Origin of the sequence: Microbispora rosea (assembly GCF_900156315.1) — a bacterium.
Lineage (GTDB): Bacteria > Actinomycetota > Actinomycetes > Streptosporangiales > Streptosporangiaceae > Microbispora > Microbispora rosea.
This window is the reverse complement of record NZ_FTNI01000042.1, coordinates 28,660-53,735: the sequence shown is the minus strand read 5'-3', so window position 1 is coordinate 53,735 and position 25,076 is coordinate 28,660. Positions and strand designations below refer to the sequence as shown.

20 protein-coding genes and 1 pseudogene are annotated in these 25,076 nt (G+C 73.6%); 8 read left to right on the top strand and 13 right to left on the bottom strand.

The window, feature by feature from the left end; all coding sequences use genetic code 11:
* Both BXA11_RS37995 and BXA11_RS37990 read right to left on the bottom strand, forming a co-directional pair.
* Positions 1 to 296, bottom strand: a 296-nt coding sequence (locus tag BXA11_RS37995) for a hypothetical protein (protein ID WP_143734765.1), incomplete at its 3' end; no start/stop codon positions are given.
* Between the two features lie 403 nt (positions 297 to 699).
* On the bottom strand, positions 700 to 4,206 hold the full coding sequence (locus tag BXA11_RS37990; protein ID WP_076442539.1) for a S8 family serine peptidase: 3,507 nt from the start codon (positions 4,204 to 4,206) through the stop codon (positions 700 to 702).
* A 335-nt stretch (positions 4,207 to 4,541) separates the two neighbouring features.
* Here BXA11_RS37990 and BXA11_RS37985 point away from each other — a divergent pair, with 335 nt between their 5' ends.
* On the top strand, positions 4,542 to 5,915 hold the full coding sequence (locus BXA11_RS37985; protein ID WP_076442537.1) for an FAD-binding oxidoreductase: 1,374 nt from the start codon (positions 4,542 to 4,544) through the stop codon (positions 5,913 to 5,915).
* A gap of 138 nt (positions 5,916 to 6,053) precedes the next feature.
* On the opposite strand, the gene BXA11_RS37980 is transcribed toward BXA11_RS37985, so the two are convergent.
* Positions 6,054 to 6,665: a VOC family protein gene (locus BXA11_RS37980; protein ID WP_076442535.1), complete on the bottom strand. Its 612-nt coding sequence runs from the start codon at positions 6,663 to 6,665 to the stop codon at positions 6,054 to 6,056.
* A 77-nt stretch (positions 6,666 to 6,742) separates the two neighbouring features.
* Positions 6,743 to 7,099 carry a VOC family protein gene (locus BXA11_RS37975; RefSeq protein WP_030511914.1) on the bottom strand — a complete coding sequence of 119 codons (357 nt, stop codon included), beginning with the start codon at positions 7,097 to 7,099 and terminating at the stop codon, positions 6,743 to 6,745.
* A gap of 190 nt (positions 7,100 to 7,289) precedes the next feature.
* On the opposite strand from BXA11_RS37975, the gene BXA11_RS37970 reads away from it, so the two are divergent.
* Positions 7,290 to 10,067 (top strand): ATP-binding protein, encoded by a 2,778-nt coding sequence (locus tag BXA11_RS37970; protein WP_239105309.1) that lies wholly within the window; start codon positions 7,290 to 7,292, stop codon positions 10,065 to 10,067.
* A gap of 16 nt (positions 10,068 to 10,083) precedes the next feature.
* Here the strand turns inward: BXA11_RS37970 and BXA11_RS37965 are convergent, their stop codons facing one another.
* Positions 10,084 to 10,740: a maleylpyruvate isomerase N-terminal domain-containing protein gene (locus BXA11_RS37965; protein WP_076442548.1), complete on the bottom strand. Its 657-nt coding sequence runs from the start codon at positions 10,738 to 10,740 to the stop codon at positions 10,084 to 10,086.
* Positions 10,741 to 10,892: 152 nt separating this feature from the next.
* Here BXA11_RS37965 and BXA11_RS37960 point away from each other — a divergent pair, with 152 nt between their 5' ends.
* Positions 10,893 to 11,864 (top strand): ATP-binding cassette domain-containing protein, encoded by a 972-nt coding sequence (locus tag BXA11_RS37960; protein ID WP_083744870.1) that lies wholly within the window; start codon positions 10,893 to 10,895, stop codon positions 11,862 to 11,864.
* An 83-nt stretch (positions 11,865 to 11,947) separates the two neighbouring features.
* Positions 11,948 to 12,760: an ABC transporter permease gene (locus tag BXA11_RS37955; protein ID WP_076442528.1), complete on the top strand. Its 813-nt coding sequence runs from the start codon at positions 11,948 to 11,950 to the stop codon at positions 12,758 to 12,760.
* A 28-nt stretch (positions 12,761 to 12,788) separates the two neighbouring features.
* Here BXA11_RS37955 and BXA11_RS42810 read toward each other — a convergent pair whose 3' ends face one another.
* From BXA11_RS42810 to BXA11_RS37945, 3 genes are all read right to left on the bottom strand, one after another.
* Complete coding sequence (locus BXA11_RS42810) at positions 12,789 to 13,505, bottom strand: tetratricopeptide repeat protein (RefSeq protein WP_143734764.1); 717 nt, start codon at positions 13,503 to 13,505, stop codon at positions 12,789 to 12,791.
* The gene (locus tag BXA11_RS37950; protein ID WP_083744869.1) at positions 13,502 to 16,063 is read right to left on the bottom strand and encodes an AfsR/SARP family transcriptional regulator; all 2,562 of its coding nucleotides are present in this window, start codon (positions 16,061 to 16,063) and stop codon (positions 13,502 to 13,504) included. The genes BXA11_RS42810 and BXA11_RS37950 overlap by 4 nt, the downstream gene beginning before the upstream one ends.
* A 62-nt stretch (positions 16,064 to 16,125) precedes the next feature.
* Complete coding sequence (locus BXA11_RS37945; protein ID WP_076442526.1) at positions 16,126 to 16,506, bottom strand: PLD nuclease N-terminal domain-containing protein; 381 nt, start codon at positions 16,504 to 16,506, stop codon at positions 16,126 to 16,128.
* Between the two features lie 239 nt (positions 16,507 to 16,745).
* Here BXA11_RS37945 and trpB point away from each other — a divergent pair, with 239 nt between their 5' ends.
* From trpB to BXA11_RS37930, 3 genes are read left to right on the top strand one after another with little or no spacing between them, the layout of a single operon-like run.
* Complete coding sequence (gene trpB / locus BXA11_RS37940; RefSeq protein ID WP_076442524.1) at positions 16,746 to 17,951, top strand: tryptophan synthase subunit beta; 1,206 nt, start codon at positions 16,746 to 16,748, stop codon at positions 17,949 to 17,951.
* Complete coding sequence (gene trpA / locus BXA11_RS37935; RefSeq protein ID WP_083744868.1) at positions 17,948 to 18,763, top strand: tryptophan synthase subunit alpha; 816 nt, start codon at positions 17,948 to 17,950, stop codon at positions 18,761 to 18,763. Before trpB ends, trpA begins: the two co-directional genes overlap by 4 nt.
* Positions 18,760 to 19,515 (top strand): GntR family transcriptional regulator, encoded by a 756-nt coding sequence (locus tag BXA11_RS37930; protein WP_030511905.1) that lies wholly within the window; start codon positions 18,760 to 18,762, stop codon positions 19,513 to 19,515. The genes trpA and BXA11_RS37930 overlap by 4 nt, the downstream gene beginning before the upstream one ends.
* 126 nt (positions 19,516 to 19,641) lie before the next feature.
* Here BXA11_RS37930 and BXA11_RS37925 read toward each other — a convergent pair whose 3' ends face one another.
* Complete coding sequence (locus BXA11_RS37925; RefSeq protein WP_239105308.1) at positions 19,642 to 20,346, bottom strand: sulfite exporter TauE/SafE family protein; 705 nt, start codon at positions 20,344 to 20,346, stop codon at positions 19,642 to 19,644.
* A complete protein-coding gene (locus BXA11_RS37920; RefSeq protein WP_030511903.1) occupies positions 20,343 to 20,888 on the bottom strand; it encodes a helix-turn-helix domain-containing protein in 546 nt (181 codons plus the stop codon). Before BXA11_RS37920 ends, BXA11_RS37925 begins: the two co-directional genes overlap by 4 nt.
* 66 nt (positions 20,889 to 20,954) lie before the next feature.
* Between BXA11_RS37920 and BXA11_RS45140 the strand changes: the two genes are divergently transcribed.
* The gene (locus tag BXA11_RS45140; protein WP_076442522.1) at positions 20,955 to 21,860 is read left to right on the top strand and encodes an alpha/beta fold hydrolase; all 906 of its coding nucleotides are present in this window, start codon (positions 20,955 to 20,957) and stop codon (positions 21,858 to 21,860) included.
* 322 nt (positions 21,861 to 22,182) lie between these two features.
* Here BXA11_RS45140 and BXA11_RS37910 read toward each other — a convergent pair.
* The 3 genes and pseudogenes from BXA11_RS37910 to BXA11_RS37900 all read right to left on the bottom strand — a co-directional run.
* A pseudogene (locus BXA11_RS37910) lies at positions 22,183 to 23,319 on the bottom strand (pyridoxal phosphate-dependent decarboxylase family protein); the annotation flags it as partial.
* 4 nt (positions 23,320 to 23,323) lie between these two features.
* Positions 23,324 to 24,322, bottom strand: a complete 999-nt coding sequence (locus tag BXA11_RS37905) for an NAD-dependent epimerase/dehydratase family protein (protein WP_076442520.1) — start codon at positions 24,320 to 24,322, stop codon at positions 23,324 to 23,326.
* A complete protein-coding gene (locus tag BXA11_RS37900; protein WP_231514163.1) occupies positions 24,322 to 24,855 on the bottom strand; it encodes a GNAT family N-acetyltransferase in 534 nt (177 codons plus the stop codon). Before BXA11_RS37900 ends, BXA11_RS37905 begins: the two co-directional genes overlap by 1 nt.
* Positions 24,856 to 25,076: the final 221 nt, after the last annotated feature.

The window sequence follows — 25,076 nt, the reverse complement described above, 5'->3', positions numbered from 1 at the left end:
TTGGGCGGCTCGAACCTGTGGTCCCGGAACGACAGAGACATGGTTCCGGAGAAGTCCTCGATGGGACTGATCTCCTCGAAGATCTCTTCGAGACCCGACTGGGGCGGAATGTCCTTGCGCCCAGCCTGGCGAGCCGCCTCGACCCGGCCCTTCCATCGCTCGTTGCCCACGAGCCAGTCGAACGACTCGGTCTGCAGGGCGAGAAGGTCGGGCACTTCGAGCGGCTCCTCGATACGCGCGAAGGAGACGCGACGAGGAACGGGCGGTACGGCGAGAGCGTGGGGCGAGGCTGCCAACAGATGTCCTTCCGGGGCTCGCGGACTGACTGCACGCGCGCCCGATGACAGCTCACTCGACAGGAAGGAATGGGATGCCGAGGGCGAGCGTGAAAGGGCAGCATAAAGCAGACTGCACACAAATGTCCACACGTACCGGAATTGTCAACCTCTATCCCGCAATCAGAATCGCACGCCCGCGCGGAAATCGTCAAGCCGGACACTCAAGAATCCGCCGGCCGCGTCAGCCCCCCGCCGGATACCGAACTGAAGCGCCCGCCCTGGCCACCGCGCCGCGCGAAGGCGCTCTGACCGCAGGCCGCGAGGAGCAGCGCTCCGGCGCACCGCAGGTACGCCCTCACGAGTATGCGGTGCGGGAAGACCGGCCCGCCGGAGGGGCGGGCCGGTCTCGGAGCGGAGGCGGTTACGCGCCCGCCTTGTCCGGACGCTCGGTGACCCGGATCGCGTTCACGATGGGGTCGCCCTTGTGGGGCCGGAAGACCACGTCGAGCCGGCCGCCGGTGACCCGCACCGTGTACTGGCGCGTCACCGCCGTGTTCTCGCCGGCCTCCTTGGCCAGGTCGAGCCCCTGGATGACCGGGGCGCCCGCGACTTCGACGTCGAAGACGCGCTTGCCCGCCTTCTTGTGCCGGGTTTCGGCGAAGCCCAGCTCCACGGTGTAGACGCCGTCAGGAAGACGGTCGAACCGGTAGGCCCGCATGCCCTCGCGGGCGCTGCGGAACAGTTCCTGTTCGGACGTGCCCTCGACATCGGTGGGCGAGGTCTTCGCCTTGGTGTCGTCGCCCACGTAGCCGTACCCGCCCGGGGTGTACTCCCGGTCGGCCGTCCACGTGTCGCCGGCCGCGTCGACCACGTTCCCGTCGCCGCCCGCCTCGACGGCGACCTGGACCTTCGGGACCACGACGACCACGCTGACCGGGACGACCGGCGCCCGGCCACTCGAGGAGCGTACGAGCAGCACGCCGGTGCGGACGGCGCCCGGGGACAGGCGCGCGCTTGAGGCGGTGACCCGGAGCGTCACGGACGCGCCCGCCTTGATGCTCCCGCTCGCCGGCGTCACGCTGAGCCAGGTCTGCGCCGGGTCGTTCTCGACGGTGTACGTCGCGTCGGAGCCCGGGTTGGACAGCTCGAAGGTCGCGTTCCTGGTGGCCGAGGCCGGCATCACCAGGGTGACCTGGCCCGTGGACGCGGTGACCCGGCCGGTGGCCAGGGCGGCGTCCACCCGGGTCCGCCCGCCGGCGGCGACGCTGACCTCCTTGGTGAGGGTGCCGTAGTCGTCCGCCGAGATCTCCACGTGGTGGTCGCCCGCGGGCACCTGCCCGAGGAAGGCGCCGTCGGGGCCCGTGGTGAAGGCGACGTCGTCGACCTTGACGGTCGCGCCGGACAGCGGGCCGCCGTCGTTGGCGTCGGTGACGGTGCCGGCGACCAGCCCGTGCCCGCGGGCCGCGACGGTCAGGCTCTGGCCCTCACGCAGGACCGGGCGGTCGGACGAGTACTGGAACGCGTCGGTGCCGTCGTCGTTCTCGATGCCGATCGTGGCCTTCTCCCCGGCCTTGAAGTCGCTGTCGATCCCGCGGTAGCGGAACCCGACCGAGCCGTCCTCGCCGAGCAGCGCCTCGAACGAGATGACCGCGTCCACGCCGAAGAACCGGGCGTTGCGCCACTCCACCACGAAGGTGCGGTTCGGCGCGGCGCCGATCGTGGCCGTGTAGAGTCCGCCCTCGCCCTCGAACAGCCCGAGGTCGGTCCAGTACGGATAGATGGCGGCGTTCGGGTCGTTGCCGGAGGGCAGTGGCACATGGGTCGGGAAGGCGTAGGTGTTGTCGCCGAAGCTCAGGAACCCGTTGGTGCTGACCAGGCCGCTGGTGTAGGTCTTGCCGTAGAACGGGAAGGCGAACGGCAGCGTGATCCGCTGGGTCTCGTCGTCGTAGGTGAGGGGCTCCAGGTGGGTGCCCTCGACGTACGGCTCGGCGCCGCTCCTACAGGTGTGGCCGAACCCGTCGATGTGGCTCGCCAGCTCGATGTCCCTGGTCATCTCGCCCGTCACGGTGACAGGCACGGTGGCGTCCTCGGCGCACAGGGAGTCCGCCGCGACCTTCAGGTCGTAGGTCTTGTGCGGCAGCAGCAGTTCGTAGTGGCCCCGGGCGTCGGTGACGGCCGTGGCCGGCGTGCCCGCGGCGGTCACCGTGGCGCCCACCTCGGGCAGGCCCACGCTGGTGACCGTTCCCGACACCGTGCTCAGGGTCTCCGCCGTGAGCGCGACGTCCTCGGTGACGGTCTCATCGGTGCCGACGGTGACCGTCCGGGTGACGTCGTCGTAGCCGAACTTCCGCACGGTGAGCTCGTAGTCGCCGCTGAGCAGGCGGGGCAGGCTGTAGGTGCCGTCCTGCGCGGTGGAGACGCTGCGGTCCAGCGGGCCGGAGACCTCGACGGTCGCACCGGTGAGGGGCGAGCCGCCGGAGGTGACCGTCCCGGTCAGCGTGCCCAGCTCGCCGGCCGGGGTCGCCTTGACGGCCGCGTACGCGTCGAGCATGCCCTCGCCCCAGACGAAGTTGTCCGCGGCAGTGCCGCCGCAGCCCTCGTCGTCGACGTCGGTCGCCGTGTGGTCGAGCAGCGCCCGCGTGCTCTCGATGTCACCCCGCAGGTAGGGGGAGGCCGACCACATCAACGCCACGGTCGCGGCGACGTGCGGGCTGGCCATCGAGGTGCCCGACTTCAGCCCGTACCCGTTGCCGGGCACCGCCGAGCGGATGTCGACGCCGGGGGCCGAGATGTTCGGCTTGATCTCGCCGTTCTCGCCCGGGCCCCTGGAGGAGAAGTACGCGATCTTGCCGCTGGAGTCGAAGGCCCCGGCGCTGTAGCTGGCGACGTACCCGCCGGGCGTGCCGGTGGTGTCGCAGTCCGACCCCGCGTTGCCGTTCGAGAAGGCGGGGAAGATGCCGGCGGCGACCCACGCCTCGACCATGTCTTTGTACCAGAGGTCGATGCCCTCGCCGCCCCAGGAGTTGTTGACGATGTCGGGCGCCAGGTCGGGACGGGGGTTCTGACCGTTCAGGTCGGTGGGCGCGAGGATCCACTGCCCGGCGGCGAGCAGCGCGTAGTCGGGGCACCCCGTGAGGAGGCAGCCCTTGGCCGCGATCCACGTGGCTCCGGGGGCGACGCCGATCGCGTTGGCGCCGTCGTCCCCGCCGACCATGGTGCCCACGGTGTGGGTGCCGTGGCCGCGGTCGTCGCACGGCGCCTGGCCGGGGCAGGCGTGCGCCGGGTCGAACCAGTTGTAGTTGTGGTCGACGGCGCCGCCCGGCTGGGTGCCGCGGTAGTGGGAGACCAGGGCGGGGTGGTCCCACTGGACGCCGGTGTCGATGCTGGCGATGACGACGCCCTCGCCGTGGTCGCCGAGCTCGTTCCACACCTTCGGGGCGTTGACGCGGTCGACGTTCCACTCGACGGAGGCGGTCGCGGCCTTCGCCGTGGCCGGCTGCGGGTCGGGCAGCGGCACCGTGCGGGACGGCTCGATCGCCGTGACCTCGGGCAACTCGGCGATCTCGGCGGCCAGCTTCGCGTCAGCGGTCACCCTTACGGTGTTGACGATCCAGAAGGCGGTGAAATCGGCGTGCGCTCTGGTGAGGAGCCTGCGCAGGCCGGCCTGGGAGGACGCGGCGGTCTCCGACTTCAGCCGGTAGACCTGCCGCCCCTTGTCGTTCTTCTTCTTCGCCATACGGGCGGCGCCGAGGTCGGCGCTGTCCTTGAGCCGTACCCAGAAGGTGGCCTTTCCGTGGGCGGACAGGTCGTTCTGGACCACCCGATCGACCTTGTCCGGTCCGGGTGTGGCCGATGCTGCGCCGGACGCGGCGTTCTGCGGGAGCAGCAGGGCGAGGGCGGCGGTCCCGATCAGGACCGCACGCCGCATGTGCGGGAGTAACACAAGCTCTCCTATGTGGGCAAACAGGTACCCACAGGGGGGAAAGGGATTAGTGGGGTTCAGGTGAACTCCGGGGACGTATCGTGGTGGATCTTGCCGAGGTAGGCAATACCGGGGCAAAGAGTTCAACTCGATTTAACAATCACCCCTTACTGGGCTTTCAGGACGGCCGAAAGGTGCGCCTGCCGCCGCGGACGTCCCATCTCGGCGGAACGACCCCAAGATCCACCGCGATGTCCTCATGGACGGTCCTGCCGCCGGCGGCTCCGGGACGTCGGGGAGGCGTGACCGTCGGCTCCGTGTGCCCAGGTAAGGGAGGGGACGTGCACCCCGAGATCGCGTTACGCAACCTGGCCGACGGCTTCGACGGCGAGGTGATCCTGCCTCAGGACGCGGGTTACGAGTCGGCCCGCCGCGTCTGGAACCAAGCGATCGACCGCAAACCCGCCGCGATCGCCCGCTGCCGCACCCGGGCCGACGCCGTCGCTGCGTTGGCCCTCGCCCGAGAGACCGGTCTCGAACTCGCCGTACGCGGTGGCGGGCACGGCTTCCCCGGCTTCTCGACGACCGAGGGAGGCCTTGTCCTCGACCTGGGTCCGATGAAGCGGATCGCCGTCGACGCCGACCGGCGGACGGCCGCGGTCGGTCCCGGTGTCCGATGGGGCGAGCTCGCCGCAGCGACGGCGCGCCACGGCCTCGCACCGGTCGGCGGCCACGTGGCCGACGTGGGCGTCGCCGGGCTGACGCTGGGAGGGGGCAACGGCTGGTTCTCCCGGATCTTCGGGCTGGCCTGCGACAATCTCGTCGCGGCCGACGTCCTCACCGCCTCCGGGCGGGTCGTCCGGGCGAGCGCCGACGAGAACGAGGACCTGTTCTGGGGCCTGCGCGGCGGCGGCGGCAATCTCGGGATCGTCCTCGAGTTCACCCTGCGCCTGCACCAGGTCGACACGCTGCTCGCCGGGATGGTCCTGCACCGGCTGGACGACGCGGCCGACGTGCTCCGCTTCGTATCCGAGTACGGCGCCTCCGCTCCCGACGAGGTCAACGTCGCGGCCGCCGTCCTCGCCGCCCCGCCGGCGCCGTTCGTGCCGGAGGAGCTGCACGGCAGGCCGGTGCTCGCGCTGGCGATGTGTCATGTCGGGCCCCTCGCCGACGGGGAGCGTGCGCTCGCCGCGGTGCGCGGAGCCGGCAGGCCCTTCGCCGACCTGGTCGAGCCGACCACGTTCGAGGTCCTCCAGCACATGTTCGACGCGCAGGGACGGCCCACGCCCTACCACATGCGCTCTCACCTGGGCGGACAGCCGACCGGCGACCTGATCGACGCCGTGGTCGAGGCCGGCGGCGGCCTGACCTCGCCGGACAGCGGGGTCCTCCTCCTGCCGATGGGCGGCGCCGCGGGCAGGGTCGCCCCGGACGCCAGCGCCTTCCGGCACCGGGAGGCCTCCTACTGCCTGGAGATCGGGGCCGCCTGGCGGACGGGCGACGAGGACGCGCGCCGGCACGTCGACTGGGCCGACCGGACCTGGACGGCGACCCGGTCGTGGGCGACCGGGGTGGAGGTCAACCACCTCGGCGACGAGGGGCCGGAGGGGGTTCGCCGGGCCTACGGGTACAACTACGACCGGCTGGCCCGGATCAAGCGGACCTGGGATCCCGGCAACCTGTTCCGGCTCAACCAGAACGTCCCCCCGGCCTGACGCCACGGGGTTCACTCCGGCGCGTCGCCGTGCGGCGCGCCGACGGTGAACGGCTGCCCGCAGCCGGGCCGGCGGCCCGAGTAGCGCGACGCGGCTCTCCATGGCCACCTGGTCGAGCACGCCGCCCTGCTCGGCCCATCAGACGGACGCGGCCTCCCAGACGAACCCGTCGGGGTCGGTGAACGGCCCGGCAGCGCCGCCGATCACGATCCGGTGCGATCCGGCGCCCTCCAGGGAGACACCGGTGTCCTTGGCGAGGGCGCGGCGCGGATAGAGAGCCAGCGTGACGGGCGACGCCGGGGTGTCGAACTCGACGTACTTGCCGCCGAAGCTCTTCGCCACGGTCAGGCCGTGGTCGACGTAGAACCGCCTGCTCGCCTTGACGTCCGCCACTCCCAGCAGCAGCGCGACCTGGTCGACGTGCCGGGCCGCAGGACCGGTGTCCTTCTTGTTCGAGGTCGCGATCTTGCAGATCGTCCCGTCCGGAGCGCGTACGACGCCGCCGTAGCCCCAGAAGCTCTTCGTGGCCGGCTTCAGCGTGGTGGCGCCGGCGTCGAGGGCGGCGCCGATGAGGGCGTCCACGTTGCCCGGCTGGGATGCCACGAGGGACAGCGCGAACCCGCGGAAGCCGGTCGTCGGCGCATCCGAGGCGCGTACGTTCACGTACGAGCCCAGACCGAAGGCTTCGTAGAAGACGTCCGCGGCCGCGGGGTCGGGAACTTCGAGGGTGACGGATTCGAAGGAGGTCATGGGAGGTCCTTTCAGCGAGGGGGTCGTCGTCTCTTCGGCCGCCGCCAAGGGCGGATAGGGCAGGCGGAGGCCGGCGTTCAGCGGTCCTGCAGGATGCCGAGGACGTTGCCGTCGGGGTCGGTGACGGTGGCCACCAGACGTCCGCCGCCGACCTCGTGCGCGGACTCCTTCACGGTGGCGCCCGCGGCGGTGAGCTCCGCCAGCTTCGCCTCGATGTCCGGCACCTGCCAGTAGGCCACCGGCGAGGTCATGCCCTGCGGTCCACCGCCCGGCACCAGCCCGATGTGCTGGCCCCCGGCGTCGAAACCGACGTAGTAGGGAGAGTCCGTCTGCGCAGGGACACCGAGCAGGGCCGCGTACACCGCCTTGGCCTTGGTCAGGTCGGACACGGGATGCAGCACGGTCGTGATGCCCTGGGTGGAAGAGCCGGTCATGGTCACTCCTGTGGTCGTGGGTCGCACCGACCCGCCGTTCGCGTGTCCACAGCTTTGCTCGCGGCACGGCCGGCCCACATCCGTGGTGATCACGGAAACCGGCCACGGATCGACGGCACGGACCGCGCTCTGTGGTCACCGCGGATCGGGTACGGAGGGCATGCGACAAGATGGGGCAGTGGTGACAGGAGTGGAAATCTCGCCTCGGGAAGCCGAGGTGCTGGAACTGATCGGAGCCCACCTCAGCAACGCCGAGATCGCGGCACGGCTGTCCATCTCGGTGCGTACCGTGGAGAGCCACGTCTCCTCCCTGCTGCGCAAGCTGGAGGTGCAGGATCGGCGGGCGCTCGCCCGGCACGCGCCCGAGCCGGCCGGCGCCGCGCCCTCGCGTCCGGCGCCGGTACTGCCGTCCCCGCCGACCTCGTTCGTCGGCCGCGTGCGCGAGCGCGCCGAGCTGACCCGGATGATCAGGGAACATCGCCAGGTGACCGCGGTCGGTCCCGGTGGCGTGGGCAAGACCCGGCTCGCGCTGGCGGTGGCGGCGGAGGCGGCCGGCGAACGCCCCGACGGGGTGTGGTTCGTCGACCTCGTCCCGGTCACCGATCCGGACATGGTCGCGACCGCGGTCGCCGGCGCGCTCGGCCTCGGCGAGCAGCCCGGCCGCGACATGACGGAGTCCGTGCTCGCCGCGCTGGCCGACCGTCATGCGCTGCTGGTGCTGGACAACTGCGAGCACGTGGTGCACGGGGTGGCCCTCCTCATCGAGCGGCTGCTGGCGAGGTGCCCGCGGTTGACGGTGCTGGCGACCAGCCGGGCACGGCTGATGGTGCCGTTCGAACGGGTGTATGCGGTCCCCCCGCTGTCGCTGACCGTCGGCGGCGAGCCGGACGCGGTCACGTTGTTCATGGAGCGGGCGGCGGCGGTGGGATCGCCGCTCGATCCTCCGCTGCGCGACCAGGTCACCTCGATCTGCGAGCGACTGGACGGAATGGCGCTGGCGATCGAGCTCGCCGCCGCTCGGTGTCCCACGCTCGGTCTCGACGGGATCATCGCCGCCCTGTCCCATCCGCTCCGGATGCTCACCGGCGGTTCCCGCGCCGACGAGCGGCACCGTTCGGTGCGGGCGGCGCTGGACTGGAGCCACGCCCTGCTGGAGCCGGCCGACCGGGCGCTGCTGCGCCGGGTGTCGGTGTTCGCGGCGCCGTTCACCGCCGCCGCGGCGGCGGAGGTGACCGGCTCGGAGGCGGGCCTGGTCGCCGACGGACTGGCCAGGCTCGCCGAGCAGAGCCTGCTGGTGGTGGCGGCCTCCCCGGGCGGCACGGAGTATCGGGCGCTGGAGACCATCCGCCAGTACGCGACGGAGCGGCTCGCCGAGGCCGGTGAGCTGGTGGACGCCCGATCCCGGCACCTTCGCTGGTGTCTGGCCGAGGCCGCCGCCCTGGCAGTGGTGCGACAGGACTGGCGGGCCCGGTTCGACCTGGTGGCGGACGACCTGCGCGCGGCCCTGGCGTGGGCGGCCGAGCGGCCGGAGCAGCGCGCGGACGCCTGCGAGCTCGCCCGGCACCTGGCGGAGCTCACCTTCACCCGTCACCTGACCGGCGAGTCCCAGCGGCGCTACGAACAGGCGGCCGAGCTCGCGGCCGACCCCTCCGTCGCCGCGTCGATGCTCCGGCAGGCCGCGGCCGTGGCCGGCTGCCGGACGACCGGCGATGACATGTACCGCCTGCGTCTCGCGGCCGCGGAGGCCGCGCGCGGCGCGGGCGACACCGCGGGCGCCGCCGCCGACCTGGCGACCGCCGCCACCATCGCCTTCCGGTTCTCGACCACGTTCGTACGGCTCCCGTCCCAGGAGGAGTCGCTCGCGCTGATCACCGAAGCACGGGAGCCGGCCGGCGACGACCCGGCCGCGCAGGCCGCGGTGGCACTGGCCGAGGCCGCGGTGCTCACCGACGCGTTCGGAGCCGTCCAGGGACCGGCCGGCAACGCCGTGCCGGAGACGGTCGCGCGCGCCGAGCGCGCGGTCGAGCTCGCGCACCGGACCGGCGACCCGCTCGCCGAGTCGGCCGCACTCGACGCGCTCACCGGCGCGCAGAGCTGGGCCGGCGACACGTTCGCCACCGCGGCCACGGCCCGCCGCCGGATCACGCTCCTGGCGTCCCTGCCGATCTCGCCGGCCGGCACCCACGAGCTGATCGACGCGCTCGGTGTGGCCGCCGAGGCCAGCCTCGGCGCGGGAGATGTGCCGCGCGCCCGCCGTTGGGCACGGCAGCTGGCCGATCACCCGTCGCTGGCGGAGAGCGGTCACCGCGCCACCTGCCGGCTGCTGATGGTCTCCGCGCTGGCGGGCGACGTCGACGAGGTGCTCACCGGCAGCGTCCGGTTCCTCGATGCGTGGCGGCGGGCAGGCAGCCCCGCCCGGTCCATCCTCGCCCCGGCGGCGGCAGGTGTGGCGATGATCCACGGCCTGCGCGACGACCACGACGCCCGGCGCGAATGGCGGGAGATCATGGATCGGCTCGGCACCTCGCCGGAGCATGTCTACGGCTACGGGGCGGTTTTCGACGCCATGCTCCTGCTCCACCGGGGGCAGGCACCGGAGGCGCTGGAGCGGACGGCCCCCGAGCCCAGGCAGGTGTGGAAGTGGGTGACCTGGATCTGGCATCACTGGTATGTCGCGCTGCGCGCCGAGGCCGCCGTGCTCGCCGGGAGCCCCCGCGCCCGCGACTGCCTCGCCGAGGCCCGGACCGCCGTGGCCGGCAACCCGGTCGCCGGTGCGATCGTGGAGCGGGCCCGAGCCCTGCTCGACGGCGACCAGGAGGCGTTGCTCGCCACGGCGGAGGCGTTCGACGCCGCCGGCTGCCGCTACCAGTCCGCACGGACCCTGGTGCTCGCCGGAGGCGGCCATGCCTTCCGCGGCGCGGCCGCGCTCGCCGCCCTCGGCCTCGCCCCGACGGCCCCTGCCCTGTAGGCGCGCGCCCGGGCGATCAGCCGAGCACGAGGGGGAGCCTCGCGGCCAGGTCGCCCAGTTCCGCCTTCTCGGCGTCGGCCGGGGCACGCCGCCCGGTGCCGACCAGCAGCGCGTCCTTGTCGGAGAACGACGCGGGGAAGGCGGCGCCGGCGATCTTCTCCAGCATCTCGCGGGACCGGGCGAGCCCCGCGGCGGGCGGTCCCGCCGCGTCCGGGAGGTTTGCGACCAGGTCGAGGTGGTGCAGCGTCCACTCCAGGACGTACGCCGAAAGGTAGTCGCCGGCGGTGAGAACCTCGCCACGGGTGCCGACCCGCAGTCGCGGGTCGGCGAGCCCCGCGGCACGGCCCGCGGCGGAGCCGACGTCGTCGAGGTGGAACGTGAGCAGCCGAGGCTCCCCGTAGGCGGCGGCCAGCCGGACGATCAGCGCGTCGAGCGGATCGTCGCCGGTCGGCGGCGTCGCCGAGACCTCCCAATAGGTCACCGCGTCACGGGTCGGTTCCGTCTCCTCCGGGGTCGCCAGCGTGATCAGGACGTCCTGAGCGTCGATCACCAGATGGCACACGAGGTCCCGTACGAGCCAGCCGGCGCAGCCGGACGGCCGCGCGAAGTCCTCGTCCGGCAGTTCGGCGACCGCCCTGCGCAACGCCGCCCACGAGTGCGCGAAGAGATCCACGTTGGCACGGTAGTGCGATGCCTCGATGGCGGACAAACGCATTCGGGGCACGGCTCGCGTGCTCACGGCGTGCTCGCCGTGTGCTCGCCGTGTGCTCGCCGTGTGCTCACGGTGTGCTCGCCGTGTCAGCGGCTCGGGCCAGCCTCGGTGGCATGAACTCGACGATGCACGCGATCCGGGCCGAGGGCCTGGTGAAGCGGTATGGGCGGACGACCGCCCTCGACGGGGTCGATCTCGCCGCGCCGCCCGGCACGATCCTCGGGCTGCTCGGGCCGAACGGCGCGGGCAAGACGACGGCCGTACGGGTGCTCGCCACCCTGCTGCGGCCCGACGCGGGGCGGGCGGAGGTGGCCGGGATCGACGTGCTGCGACGGCCGGAGCGGGTGCGCGACCTGATCGGGGTGACCGGCCAGTACGCGGCGGTCGACGAGGACCTGAGCGGGCAGGAGAACCTGGTGCTCATCGCCCGCCTGCTCGACCTGTCTCGTGCGGCGGCCCGGCACCGGGCGGGGGAACTGCTCGCGCGGTTCGAGCTGACCGAGGCGGCGCGGCGCCAGGTGAAGACCTACTCGGGCGGCATGCGCCGCCGCCTCGACCTGGCGCTGAGCCTGGTCGGGCACCCTCGGGTGCTGTTCCTCGACGAGCCGACCACCGGGCTGGACCCACGGTCTCGCGGCGAGGTGTGGAGCATGATCCGTGCGCTGGTCGCCGAGGGGACCACCGTGCTGCTCACCACCCAATATCTGGAGGAGGCCGACCGGCTCGCCGACGAGATCGTGGTGCTCGACCAGGGCCGGGTGGTCGCCGTCGGCACCCCCTCGGGACTCAGGGCGAAGGTGGGCGGCCAGACCCTCGACGTACGGCCGGCCGACCCGTCGGACACGGACGCGGTGGCGAAGATCGTGGCGGAGGCGACCGGGTCGCGGCCTGCCAGGGAGGGCGGGCTCGTCTCGGCCCCGATCGAGCCCGGCCGGTCCGCCACCGTGGCCCTGGCCACCGCGGCCCGCCGCCTGGAGGCCGACGACGTCGCCGTCACCGAGCTCGGCCTCCGCCTCGCGAGCCTGGATGAGGCGTTCCTCGCCCTGACGGGGCGCGGCGCAGGGCGGCCGGAGGTGGAGAAGTGACCGGGGCCGGAGCCGGACCGGATGGGGGACGGCACGTGACGCGGGACGGAGCGGGACCGGGCGGGTCGGCGGTTCGGAGGGTCATGAGGCCACTGAAAACCGTTCCTGAGGAGGGCGAGCGGGCGGGCCGTCACCGGCCCCTGCGAGCGCTGCGACAGGGGTTCACGCTCGCCTGGCGGAGCCTGCTGAAAATCCGGCACTCGCCGGACCAACTGCTCGACCTGTCGCTCATACCGATCACCTTCGTGGTGCTGTTCACGTTCCTGTTCGGCAACGCGGTCGCGGGGAACTGGCACGCCTACCTGCGGTACGTGCTGCCCGGAGTGGCGGTGCAGGCGCTGGTGTTCTCGTCGATGAACACGGCCGCGGGGCTGAACTCCGACGTGCGGTCGGGGATCTACGACCGGTTTCGCAGCCTGCCGGTCGCCCGCGCGGCCCCGCTGATCGGTCGCGTCCTCGGCGACGTGGTGCGCAACGCGATCTGTCTGCTGGTGGTCCTCGCCGTCGGCGCCGTCCTCGGGTTCCGGCCGCACGCCGCGCCGCTCTCCGTGCTGGCCGCCTGCGGGTTGATCCTGCTGTTCTCGCTGTCGGTGTGCTGGCCGGCGGCGCTCGTCGGGCTGCTGGCGAGGAGTCCCGAGAGCGTGGGCGGGTTCAGCTTCGTCCTGATCGTCCCGCTCACCTTCGGCAGCAACGTGTTCGTCCCGACCGGGCAGTTGCCCGGCTGGTTGCAGGCCTGGGTGAGGATCAATCCGGTGACGCGACTGTCGGACGCGGCGCGCGGCCTCATGCTCGATCTGCCGCTGGGCCGTACCGTGCCGATCTCGCTGCTGTGGACGGCGGCGATCGCGGTGGTGTTCGCGCCGCTCGCGGTGCTGGCCTACCGACGGCGCACCTGAGTCCCGCGCGCCACGAGGGAGGCGTCGATCAGGCGGTCGGGCCGAGGGCGGCCAGTGCGGTGTCTGTGCCGAGTGCGGCGGCGGCGAGGTACACCGCGTCGTGCGCGTCGCCGAGCGCCGCCCGGGCCGCCGTCTCCGCGCGTCGTACGTCGGGGCTGCCCTTGTCCGCGGTGCCGCGTACCGAGGTGGCGAGGCCGAGCAGGCGGGCGGCCTCGGCCGGCTCTCCCGCCGCGATCGCCAGCTCCGCCTGGGCCTCGACCGCGTTCGCGATCGCCGACCGGTCCCCCACCGCCAGGGTGAGGCGCAGGCCGTCGTCGAGGTGTGCGCGCGCGGAGCCGAGGTCGCCGGTGGCGGCGGCGACACGGCCCAGGGCGATCAGGGCACGTGCCCGGATCGGCCGCGCGTCGCCGTCCACCGGGGCGATGCGACCCAGCACGCCGGTGAGCAGGGACCGGGCGCGAGCGAGATCACCGGACCGCCGGGCCAGCTCGCCCAGACCGATCTCGGCGAGGGCCGGCATCTGCGAGGAGCGGCGCGCCGCCTCTCCCGTCCGGACCCGCTCCAGGTCGGCCGCCGCGCCCGCGAAATCTCCCGCGCGGACGCGTTCCAGCCCGCGCTCGACCAGCACCCCGGCGATGTCGCCGTCGGAGCCGAGCTCCCGCAGCAGGCGCATCGCCTCGGTGAGGGCGCTGATCGCGCCCGCGTGGTCGCCGTCGAGGCTCCGGCAGGTGCCGAGAGCGCTCACCGCGGCCGCCTCTCCCCACCGGTCGCCGCCGCGCCGAACCCCGTCCGCGCGGCGGCCAGGTGCTCTGCGGCGCCGGCCGCGTTTCCGAAGGCAGCAAGGGCGAGCCCGTGAAACAGCCGGGCCGCGGCCGCCAGCCAAGGATCGGAGTGGCCCGCCAGCTCGCGGAGCCGGGCGACGGCCTGTTCCCCGCCGGGCTCGGGATGACTGGGGTGCATCCGATACAGCACGACCAGCAGGGCGATCGCCGGGTGGTTCGTCACCTCGCCCTCGGCCAGCCGGGTCGCGGCCATCGCCGACCGTACGGCGCGCTCCGTGTCGCCCACCGCGAAGTTGTGCATGGCGTCGTAGGCATGGGCGATGGCGAGTGTCGCACGCGGCACGCCCCGGCCGTCGCCAGCGCCGTCCGGGGACGTGCTCGCCGTCGCCAGCACCTCGCTCAGCCAGGCCGCCGCCTCGTGGTGCGCGCTGCGCAGGTTCCAGAACCAGCCGAGCGCCGCCGCCAGCCGGACCGCCTGCTCGGCGTCGCCGCTGTCCACCGCCCAGCGCAGCGCGGTGGTGAGGTTGTCGTACTCCCTGGTCAGCCAGCCCAGATGGTCGAGCTGGCCGGCGCCGCGCAGGCCCGGCTCCGCCCGCTCGGCCCTGTCGGTGAAGTGCGCCGCGTGCGAGCGCCGGATTCGTTCGGCCTCCCCGGACTCGGCGAGCACCCCGGCCGCGTACGCGCGGACGGTCTCCAGCATCCGGTATCGAGGCGGCGCACCCGGGACCTCCAGCAGTTCCGCGAGCGACTTGTCGGTCAGCGACGCGAGAGCGACGACGACGTCTTCGCGCGGCAGCCGCACCGGGTCCGCGCACACCGCCTCGGCCGAGTCGGGCGTGGTGCCGCCCGCGAAGACGGCGAGGCGCCCGGCCAGGATCCGCTCGGGCTCACCCAGCAGGTCCCAGCTCCACTCCACCACGGCCTGGAGCGTCTGGTGGCGCGGCAGCGCGGTGCGGCTGCCGCCGGTGAGCAGCCGGAACCGGTTCCCGAGCCGGGCGGCGATCTCCTCGATCGGCAGCGTGCGAAGCCGCGCGCAGGCGAGCTCGATGGCGAGCGGCAGGCCGTCCAGCCGGCGGCACACCTCGGCCACCGTGGGCAGGTTCCCGGCGGTGAGGGCGAAGCCGGGGCGTACCGCCGAGGCCCGCTGCACGAACAGGCGCAGGGCCGGAAAGTCCGGCGCCCGGTCCACGGTCACGTCGGCGGGAGGCGTACGCAGCGGCCCGACCGGATACAGCGTCTCGCCGGTGATGGCGAGCGGCTCCCTGGAGGTGCAGAGGACACGCACCCCCGGGCACCGCCCGGTGACGGCGTCGGCCACCTGCGCGCACACGTCGATCACGTGCTCGCAGTTGTCCAGCACGACGAGAAGCTCCCGGTCCCGCAACGCCTCTGCCAGCCGGTCCACGGGGCCGCGCGGCGGGTGCGGCTCGGCCTCGGCGGGGTTCGGGCGCGGCAGCCCGCCCTCCCTGGCCCCGAGCGCGGCGGCGACGGCCGCGGGAATCTGCGCGGGGTCGCGTACGCTCGCCAGCTCCACGATCCACGCGCCGTCGCGGTGTCGCTCGACCCGCGCGGCGGCCAGTTCGACGGCGAGGCGGGTCTTGCCCGCGCCACCGGGCCCGACCAGGGTCACCAGGCGCGCCTCGTCGAGCAGCTTCCCCACACGGTCCAGCTCCTGCTCCCGGCCGACGAAGCCGGTCAGCGGGACGGTCAGGTTCGTCCGGCGGGCCGGCCGCTCCGGCGGTGCGGCCGACGCCGGGCGCAGGTCGCCGCGCAGGATCGCCAGGTGCAGCTCGCGTACGGGCGGCGAAGGGTCGGTGCCCAGCGTCTCCGCGAGCGTACGGCGCAGCTCCTCGAACGCGGCCAGCGCCTCCGAAGGCCGCCCCACCGCGCACAGCGCCCGCATGCGAGCCGCCCACAGCCGCTCGCGGAAGGGGTGGGCGGCGGTCAGCTCCTCCAACTCGGAGACCAGGTCTCCGGTGTCGCCGAGGTCGAGCCGGACCTCGGCCAGGTCCTCGATGGTACGCAGCCGCAGCTCGATCAGCCGGGCGGCCACCGCGGCGAATCCGGCCGTCTCCAGATCGGCCAGCGGCTCCCCCCGCCACAGCGCCAGCGCTTCGGCGAACCGCCGCGCCGCGAGGGCGAGACCCTCGGAGCCCCCGTCCCCGTCCCCGTCCCCGTCCCTGGCCGTCCGGCCGGCCGCCACCAGAGCCTCCAGCCGCCCCACGTCGGTCTCGTCCAGGGCGAGCGACAGCAGATACCCGGCCGGCCGGGACTGCAGCCGGGTCCGCTCACCCGCCGGCAGGGCACGGCGCAGCCGGGAGACGAGCGACTGCAGCGCGTTGGTCGCCCCCGCCGGCGGCTCGTCCGGCCACACCGCGTCTATCAGAGCCTCCGCCGGGACCCGGCGGCCCGGGGACAGCGCGAGCCGCGCCAGCAGCGTGCGCAGCCGGATCCCGGCGATCTCGACCGGCGCGCCGGTGTCGTCGCGTACCTCCAGGGGGCCGAGAAGCGCGATCCGCACGCCGTCAGCGTCTCACGAGTGCAGCGGGCCTCTCCCGCGAGGCGGGCGGCGGAGGCCCGCCACTACTGGTCCTGGTCCTTCTCCGTCCGGCGCTGCTGCTCGCGGTAGGCGCGGCGCTGTTCCTCGGCCCGCTCCCGGCACCGGCGGAGGAACTCCTCGTCGTCGTCCGGGTTGGCGGGGACGAACCGGCCCGGCCGGTCGTACTCCGGGAAGCGCCCGGTGTTGCCCTTGTACGGCAGCCCGCCGGGCCGCGTCACGGTCTGCGGCCGGCCCGCGAGCAGCCACAGGATCGACCCCACCTCGGGGAGTAACAGGACGATCAGGATCCACGCCCCCTTGGGCAGGTTGCGGCAGTCCTCCTCCGCCGTGACGATCACGTCGAGCAGGCAGAAGATCCATAAGGCGAGCAGAACCAGACCGAACCCGCCATAGATGAGGGGCATCCCGAATCCTCCCAGTTTCAGACGCGCAGAGCGTAGCGGCTCCGATCTTCGTCTGACGGGACTTTCCCCGGTACGTGATCTTTCCCGATGCGACGGCCCGCACCTGGGTCAGGCCACGAGGACATGACGCATGGATCACGCATCGGGGGTGGCGCGTCCGCGCCGCCCGTGCCACACTCCACTGCTAGGGAGACTGTTATAGAACTCTCTGTTGAGTTATAGAACGATAGGAGCGTGGCATGCGAAACCTGCTGCCGTGGCGTGAACCGGTCCCGCCGGACGGGACGATGGGCGAGCCGGGAACCCGGGGCCGATTCGGCGAGTACGGCGGACGGTACGCGCCGGAGTCCCTGGTGGAGGCGTGCCGCGAGGTGGACCAGACGTTCCGGGAGGCCTGGGCGGATCCGGGGTTCCGCGGCGACCTGGCGCGGCTGCTCGCCCTGCACGCCGGGCGGCCGACCCCGCTCACCCCGGCCCGCCGGCTGTCGGAGGAGCTGGGCGTGCAGCTCTACCTCAAGCGCGAGGATCTCACCCACACCGGATCCCACAAGATCAACAATGTGCTGGGGCAGGCCCTGCTGGCCACCCGGATGGGACGGCGCAGGCTGATCGCCGAGACGGGCGCCGGCCAGCACGGGGTGGCCACCGCGACCGCGGCGGCGCTGCTCGGGCTGGAGGCCACGGTGTTCATGGGCGAGCGCGACATCGAGCGGCAGGCGCTGAACGTCTTCCGGATGCGCATGCTGGGCGCCGAGGTGATCCCGGTGATCACGGGCAGCCGTACGCTCAAGGACGCGACCAGCGAGGCCATGCGGCACTGGGTGGGCGCGACCGGCGACTCGCACTACTGCGTCGGCTCGGTCATCGGGCCGGATCCGTACCCGTGGATGGTCAGGGAGTTCCAGCGGGTCATCGGCGACGAGGCCCGCGGGCAGTTCGCCGCCGAGCTGCGTACCGGCGTTCCGGACCACGTGGTCGCGTGCGTCGGCGGGGGCTCCAATGCGGCGGGCACGTTCGCCGGGTTCGCCGACACCCCGGCGCGTCTGGTCGGTGTGGAGGCGGAGGGCGGCGCCGGCGCGGCCCGGGGCCGGCTCGGTGTCCTGCACGGCTGCCGCTCGCTGTTCCTGCAGGACGACGACGGGCAGATCACCCAGGCGCACTCCATCGCCGCCGGGCTCGACTACCCGGGGGTCGGCCCGGAGCACGCCCACCTGCGCGACCTGGGCCGGGCCCGCTACGTCACGGTGACCGACGACGAGGCGGTCGGCGCGGCGGTGCGGCTGGCGCGCACCGAGGGCATCGTCCCCGCGCTCGAATCCGCGCACGCCCTCGCCTGGGTGATCCGCGCGGCGGGCGGCGGTGAGCTGCCGTCGGGATCGACGGTGCTGATGACGTTGTCCGGCCGGGGCGACAAGGACGTCTCAACCCTGAAGGAGCTGCTGTGACGAACTCCACCGTGGCCGCGGGTGCGGTCGAACGCCACCTGCGCGCCCGCCGGGACACCGGCCGCGGCCTGCTCTTGCCGTACGTCACCGGAGGGATCACGCCCGGCTGGACGGACTACCTGCGGGCGTTCGCCGACGCCGGGGCGGACGCCATCGAGGTCGGCCTGCCCTTCTCCGACCCCACGCTGGACGGCGTCACCATTCAGGAGGCGAGCGACAGGGCACTGGCCCGGGGGGCGAGCGTCCGCCGTATCCTCGCCGACCTGGCCGGCCTGCCGGACCTGGGCGTGCCGCTGGTCGCCAGCACCTACTACAACCTGGTGCTGCACGACGGCCCCGGGGCGTTCTGCGCCGCGCTGCGCCGGGCCGGTGTCGGCGGCCTGATCGTGCCCGACCTGCCGGTGCACGAGGCGGGCGAGCTGAGCGACGCGGCGACCGCCGCCGGGGTCGAGCCGGCTCTGCTGGCCTCGCCCGCGACCCCGCAGCCGCGGCTGGCGGAGATCTCGCGCCGCAGCCGCGGATTCGTCTACGCGGTGTCGCTGATGGGCACCACCGGTGAGCGGGCCGTCCTCGCCGCTTCGGCGGCGGAGCTCACCGAGCGGATCAGGCGCGTCACCGATCGGCCGGTCTTGCTAGGATTCGGCATCTCCACCCCGGATCAGGCACGCGAAGCCCGCCGGCACGCCGACGGCGTGGTGGTCGGCGCCGCCGTCATGCGGCGGGTGCTCGACGGGGCCGGACCGGACGACCTGCGGGCCTTCCTCACGACCCTGCGGGAAGCCCTCGACCAGGAGTGTGACCCACCACGATGACCCCCGACGCCGGGCACGAGGCGAGATACCGCGCCATCGCCGCCGACCTCGCCGCGAAGATCCGGTCGGGACACTACGCCCCGGGGGAGGCCCTGCCGCCGCAGCGGGAGCTGAGCGCCTCCTATGGGGTGACCCTCATGACGCTGCGTCAGGCGTTGCGGCAGCTCAGTGACGAGCGGCTGATCGTGCAGCAGCCCGGCAGGGGCACGTTCGTCGCCCCGCCCCACCTGGCGTACCAGCTCGACTCGCTCCGCAGCCTCGTCGACGACCTGCGTAAGCAGGGCCACGACGTGCGCACCGCGGTGGCCGGGCGGGCGGTGCGCCGGGCCCCCGCCCGGATCGCCGCGGAGCTGCGGCTGCGTCCCGGCGAAACGGCCCTGCGGCTGGAGCGGGTCCGCGAGTTCGGAGGACGTCCCGCCGTGCACCAGGTGTCCTGGGTCCGCCGCCCGGTGGCCGACCGGATCCGCGACCGCGACTTCACCGTCGTCTCCCTCTACACGGCCCTCGCCGACGCGGGGGTGACGGTCGCCCGGGCGTCCGAAGTGGTGCGGCCCGGTCTGCTCGACCCCTCCGCCGCCCGCCACCTCCACGAGCCGCCGGGCAGCCCGGTGCTCCTCAGCGCCCGGATCACCTACACACTCGACGCCACGCCCGTGGTGTCCGACCACGCCACGATCCTCGGCAGCATGATGGAGATCCGCACCGAACGCGCCGCCACCGGTTTGTCTCTCACCTGGGGCGCCACCAGCTGAGTCGTGGCGGGGAACGGGGGCGTACAGACCTCGGCCGTCGCGCCGGGCCGGCACGGGTGTCCCTGCACCGGATCGGCGGTCAGACGCCCGGCGCGACCCACAGGCGGACCGCCAGCCCGAGGCCGATCAGGGCGACCAGCCAGCGCAGCACCCGGGCGGCAGGCGGCGGGTGACCAGCGGACCGAGTGTGGACCCGGCGAACAGGCCAACGGCGAGAGGGGCGACGGCGGCCCAGTCGACCGGCCCGAAGACGGCGAATCCGGCGGCGGAGACCAGGGCGCCGGCTCCGAGGAGCATGTTCTTCAGGGCGTTGGCGGCGGGCAGCCGCGGCTCGGCGGTCACCAGGAGGAGGGCGAGGATCATCACCCCCGACCCCGCGCCGAAATATCCGTTGTAGACCGACAGAGCGGTCAGCCCGAGCGGCAGAACGGCGTCGGGTGAACCGCGCCGCTCGTGACGCAGGGCGAGCCGGGGCTGCGCGAGCAGCGCCAGCGACCCCGCGGCCACGAGGAACGGCACGACACGGGCGAAGACACCGGGCGGGGTGGACAGCAGCAACGCCGACCCCGCCGCCCCGCCGAGCGCGGCCAGCGGCACCCACCGCCGCAGCCACGGCGCCTTCCCCCGCAGCTCGGGCTGCGAGGCCAGGGCCGAGCCGGGCCAGCAGGCGACGAGCGCGACGATGTTGGCCACGTTCGCCGCGAGGGCGGGAAGACCCGCCGCGAGCAGGGCCGGATAGGAGATGAGGGAGGTGATCCCGCCCGCGGTGCCGACCAGCCCGGCGAGCATCCCGGCGGCGGCCAGCAGCGCGACGTCGCCGAGGCCGGTCACGCCCCGGCGTCCGGCGGGGGCGTCTCGACCGGGAACAGGATCGGGCTGAGCAGGTGCCGTCTGCGGTGCGGTGCGGCCTCGTTCCTCATCCGCGCGACGATGACCGCGCGCAACTCCGCGATCATCTCGGCGCGTTCCTCCCGGCTCAGCCACAACACGTGCTGCCGGTAACCCACCTCGTCGGCCATCGGATCGGCGCCGTCCAGACCGAGATAGGCGTCGAACTCGGAGATCAGTGCGGCCATCGCCGTGGTGAAGGTGCGCCGGTGGTCCTCGGGCGACATCGCCGCCACGGTGTCGGCGTCGATCACCACACGCTCGCGCAGCCGGTAACGCCGTTCCACCGCCCCGCGCACCCGGTGCTCGCCGTCCACCTCGAGCACGCCGGCGTCGGCGAGCGCCGCGACGTGGCGGTAGACGGTGGCCTTGTGCACGTCCGATATGCGCGCGCACAGCTGCGAGGTCGTGAGAACCCGCCCACCGGCGAGAGCCTGCACGACGCGCAGCCGCACCGGATGCGCGAGCACCTCCATCACGTCCATGGCCCAAATGATCGCACATGTGCTACCTTTCGCAGAAATGCGAACGATCAGTAGGGAGAGAACGGCATGGGACGACCGGCATCGGAGACAACGGCCCCGCCGCTGGGGCGCCTGTACGACGTCGGGGAACGGCGGCTGATGCTGCACCGCTCGGGCGCGGGCGGGCCGAGCGTGGTGTTCCTGCCCGGCGCGGGCCTGGTGGGCCTCGATTTCCTGAACGTCCAGGAGGGCGCCGCGGCGTTCGCCACGAGCGTCCTGTACGACCGTGGCGGCACGGGCTGGAGCACGTCCGCTCCCCTCCCCCGCCGAGCGGCCGAGGTCGCCGTCGAGCTGCGCGACCTCCTGCGGGCCGCGGCGGTTCCCGGGCCGTTCCTCCTGGTCGGCCACTCCCTCGGCGCGTTCTACGCGCGCCGGTACGCGCAGCTCTTTCCGGGTGAGGTCGCCGGCCTCCTCCTGCTCGACCCCGGCCACGAGGACATCCTCGACCACATGCCGGCGCAGGCCGCCGAGCTGGCCGAGCGGATGCGGCCCGACCCGGCGCGGATGCCGGAACTGACCGACGAGCAGCGCCGGGCCGCCCGCGAGGCGTACGCCGGCCTGTACGCCAAGTGGCCCGCGCCGGTGCGCGAGGCGCTGATCGGCCACCACCTGGCGTCGTGGCGGACGAGCCTGCGGGAGACGGAGAACTTCGAGACCGAGGTCTACGACGAGCTGCGCGGCGGCGGCCCGCTGCCCGACGTCCCGCTGATCGTGCTGACCGCGGGCGGCGCGAACCCCTACTGGGCGAAGTTCATGCCGGAGGAGGTCATGCGCGAGGCGCACGACGGGGTGCGCGCCCTGCACGCGGCGATCGCCCGCTCCGTGCCCAGGGGACGGCAGCGCGTGATCGAGGGCGCCTCCCACCAGTACCTGCACGTCGAGCGGGCCGAGGAGGTGCTGCGGGCGATCCGCAACCTGACGGCGGCCGCCTGACCCCTGCCGTCCTGACCCCTGCCGTCCTGACCCCTGCCGTCCTGACCCCTGCTGTCCCGACCCAAGGCATCACGAGACGGCCCGGATCTCCTCCAGCAGAACGGCGAGGTCGGCCTCGGTCGTGTCCGGGTGGAGCACACAGGCGCGCAGGGCCGCCGCGCAGCCGGGTGCCGGTGAGGAAGGCGCGCCCGCGCCGCTGCACGGCGGCGGGGATCGCCTCGTTCAGCGTCTCCACGGCGGCGGAGTCGAGGCCGGCGGGCCGGTGCCGGAACGCGACGACCGAGGTGACGACCGGGGCGAGCAGGTCGAAGTCGCCGGAGTCCTCGATCATCGCGGCCAGGACGCGCGCCAGCCGGGTGGTGTGCCGCACCAGCCCGGCGACGCCGTCGCCGCCCAGGTGCGCGATCGTGGCCCACACGCGCAGCGCGCGGAACGGCCGGGTCTGCTCCGGACCGTACTCCGAGAACCACCCCAGCTCTCCGGCGTCGTCGTCCCGCAGGTAGGGCGGGACGAGGCTGAACGCCGCGCGCGGATCGGAGGGGTCGCGGAACAGGACGCATCCGCAGTCGACGGGGACGCCGAGCCACTTGTGCGGGTCCAGCGCGAGGGAGTCCGCCAGCTCCAGCCCGGCGTACGCGGGCCGGCACTCGTCCGCGAGCACGCCGAGCGCGCCGTAGGCGCCGTCGACGTGGAACCACAGCCCGTGCTCGCGCGCCACCTCGGCGACGTCTGCCAGGGGATCGACGGCTCCGGTGTTGACCGTCCCCGCGCTCGCCGCCACGAAGAACGGGCGCACGCCCGCCTCACGGTCCGCCACGACGAGGCGGCGCAGCGCGGCGGTGTCCATGCGGAACGCGTCGTCGACGGGGACGGTGCGGATCTGCCGGCTGCCCAGGCCGAGCAGTTCGGCCGCCTTGCGCAGGCAGCTGTGACCCTCCTCCGACAGATAGAGAGCCAGCGGAGGGTGCCCGGACAGGCCCGTCTCCCGTACGTCCGGGACGGCGCGCTGGCGGGCCGCCGCGAGCGCGACGACGGTGGCCATGGACGCCCCGCTGGTCAGCAGCCCGCCGCCCGGCCGGTGGGGGAAGCCTGCCAGCTCCGCCAGCCACCGGACGGCCGTACGCTCCAGCAGGACCCCCGCGTGCTCGCCCCCGGCGCAGCTCGGGTTCATCGCCGCGGCCAGCGGGGCGACCACGACGCCGGCCGCCGAGGGCGGGGAGTTGACCCAGCCGAAGAACCGGGGGTGCCCGTTGCCCATCGGGTAGGGCAGCACGTGCCGGTCGACGTCGCCGAGCAGCTCCGCGAGCGGGCGCCCCACGGCGGGCAGCGGCTGCCGGGTCAGCCATTCGAGGTCCGGGCCGGCCACCGGACGCCACACCGGGCCGCCGGGGACCGCGGCCAGGTGGGCGGTCGCCGCGTCCGCGGCCTGACGTGCCGCCTCGCGCAGGTCGTCCGTCATGGCGTCACGGCGCCGACCGCCGCACGGCATCGATCAGGGTCCGTTCCTCGGCGGGCTCGATCCCGGGCGGGAACGCGGGGATCTCGCCTGACCCGGTCAGCCACGCCCAGGTGTCGGCGACGGTCTCCATCACCGGACGACACCGAAGACCGGTCGCCATGGCCCGGCCGACGTCGGTCCTGATGAACCCGGCAAGCCCGGGACCGGGCGGGATCCATCCCGGCAGCGCCGCCCACCGGTCGATCCCCGCCGCCTCGATCACCTCGGGCTCGGCCCAGACCAGCTCGGCGAGCCCGCCGGTGACCGCGACCGCGGACTCCAGCAGATCCCGCGTCGTGGCGTGCCCCTCCGGGTTGACCAGGTTGACCGGGCCCGGCACGCCGCGCTCGGCCGCGTCGAGGAGCCAGGCGGCGAGATCGCGGATGTCCACATAGCGAAACGGCTGGTCGGCCGGGCCCGGGGCGAGCATCTCCCCGCCGCGCGCGGCCCGCAGCAGCCAGTGCGGCAGCTGCCCCGGACGCTCGTACGGCCCGAGGATCAGCCCGGCCCTGGCCAGCACGGCGCGGTCGCCGAACGCCTCCTCTACCGCGATCTCCCCGCCCCGCTTGTTGGAGGCGTAGTCGACGTCCTCGGCGTCCGCCGACGCCTCGACGGTGGGCCAGTCCTCGTTCAGGCCGGCCGGCGTCGGGGGCGCGTACACCGCCCTGCTGGAGACGTAGACATACCTGTCGGCGCATCCGGCCAGCGCACGGGCGCTGTCACGCACGACCCGGGGCGCTCCGGCCCAGGTGTCCACCACGGCGTCCCAGCGGCCCTCCGCCAGCGAGGCCAGATCGGCAGGGCGGAGCCGGTCGCCGGTCACCGCCTCGGCCCCGGGGTGGGACCACCCGGCGCGACCGCGGGTGAACGTGGTGACGTGCCAGCCGCGCTCCACGGCGGCCGTGACCACCCACCGGCCGACGAATGTCGTGCCGCCCAGCACCAGCAACCGCGTGCCGCTCATCACTGCCTCCTGATCCGGTACAGAACGTGGCGGCGCAGCGGGTGACCCTCGGGGAGCGCCGGGTGGTCGAAGTCCTCGGCCGGGTCACGGGTCATGCCGAGCCGCCGCATGACCGCCTGCGAGCGGACGTTCGGCACCGCCGTGAACGAGACGACCTCGGTAAGGCCGGCGCGGCCGAACCCGTCCTCCAGCGACGCGCGCGCCGCCTCCGTCGCGTACCCCCGGCCCCACGCGGAGCGGGCGAGCCGCCAGCCGATCTCCACGCACGGGGTGAATCGGGCGGTGAACCTCGGGACCGACAGCCCGGTGAAGCCGATGAACTCCCCGTCCGCCTCGACCGCCCACAGGCCGAACCCGTGCGCGTCGAACCCGGCATCGATGCGCTCGGCCAGAGCGTCGCTCTCCTCCCGGGAGAGCGTGGCAGGAAAGTGCTCCATGACGACCGGATCCGCGTTCAGAGCGGCGAAGGGCTCCTTGTCCTCCTCGCGCCAGCGCCGCAGGACAAGCCGCTCCGTTCCGATCGAAATCGCCACCCGCCGACGATAGTGCACGCAGGCTTTGACCGCTGATGACGGACACCGATGCGGGGGGCGGGAGAAAGCAGAGGCGGAAGTCGGCTAGAGTCATTCGTGGCCGATGTGGTTTGTGTCCCCCGGGCCGCAATCACCGCCTTCACGGAATACCGTCCGGCTGGAGCCGTGTTGTGCATCTCGCCGAGGAGGCGACCGCCACATCGGCCCTCGACGTGGGCGCC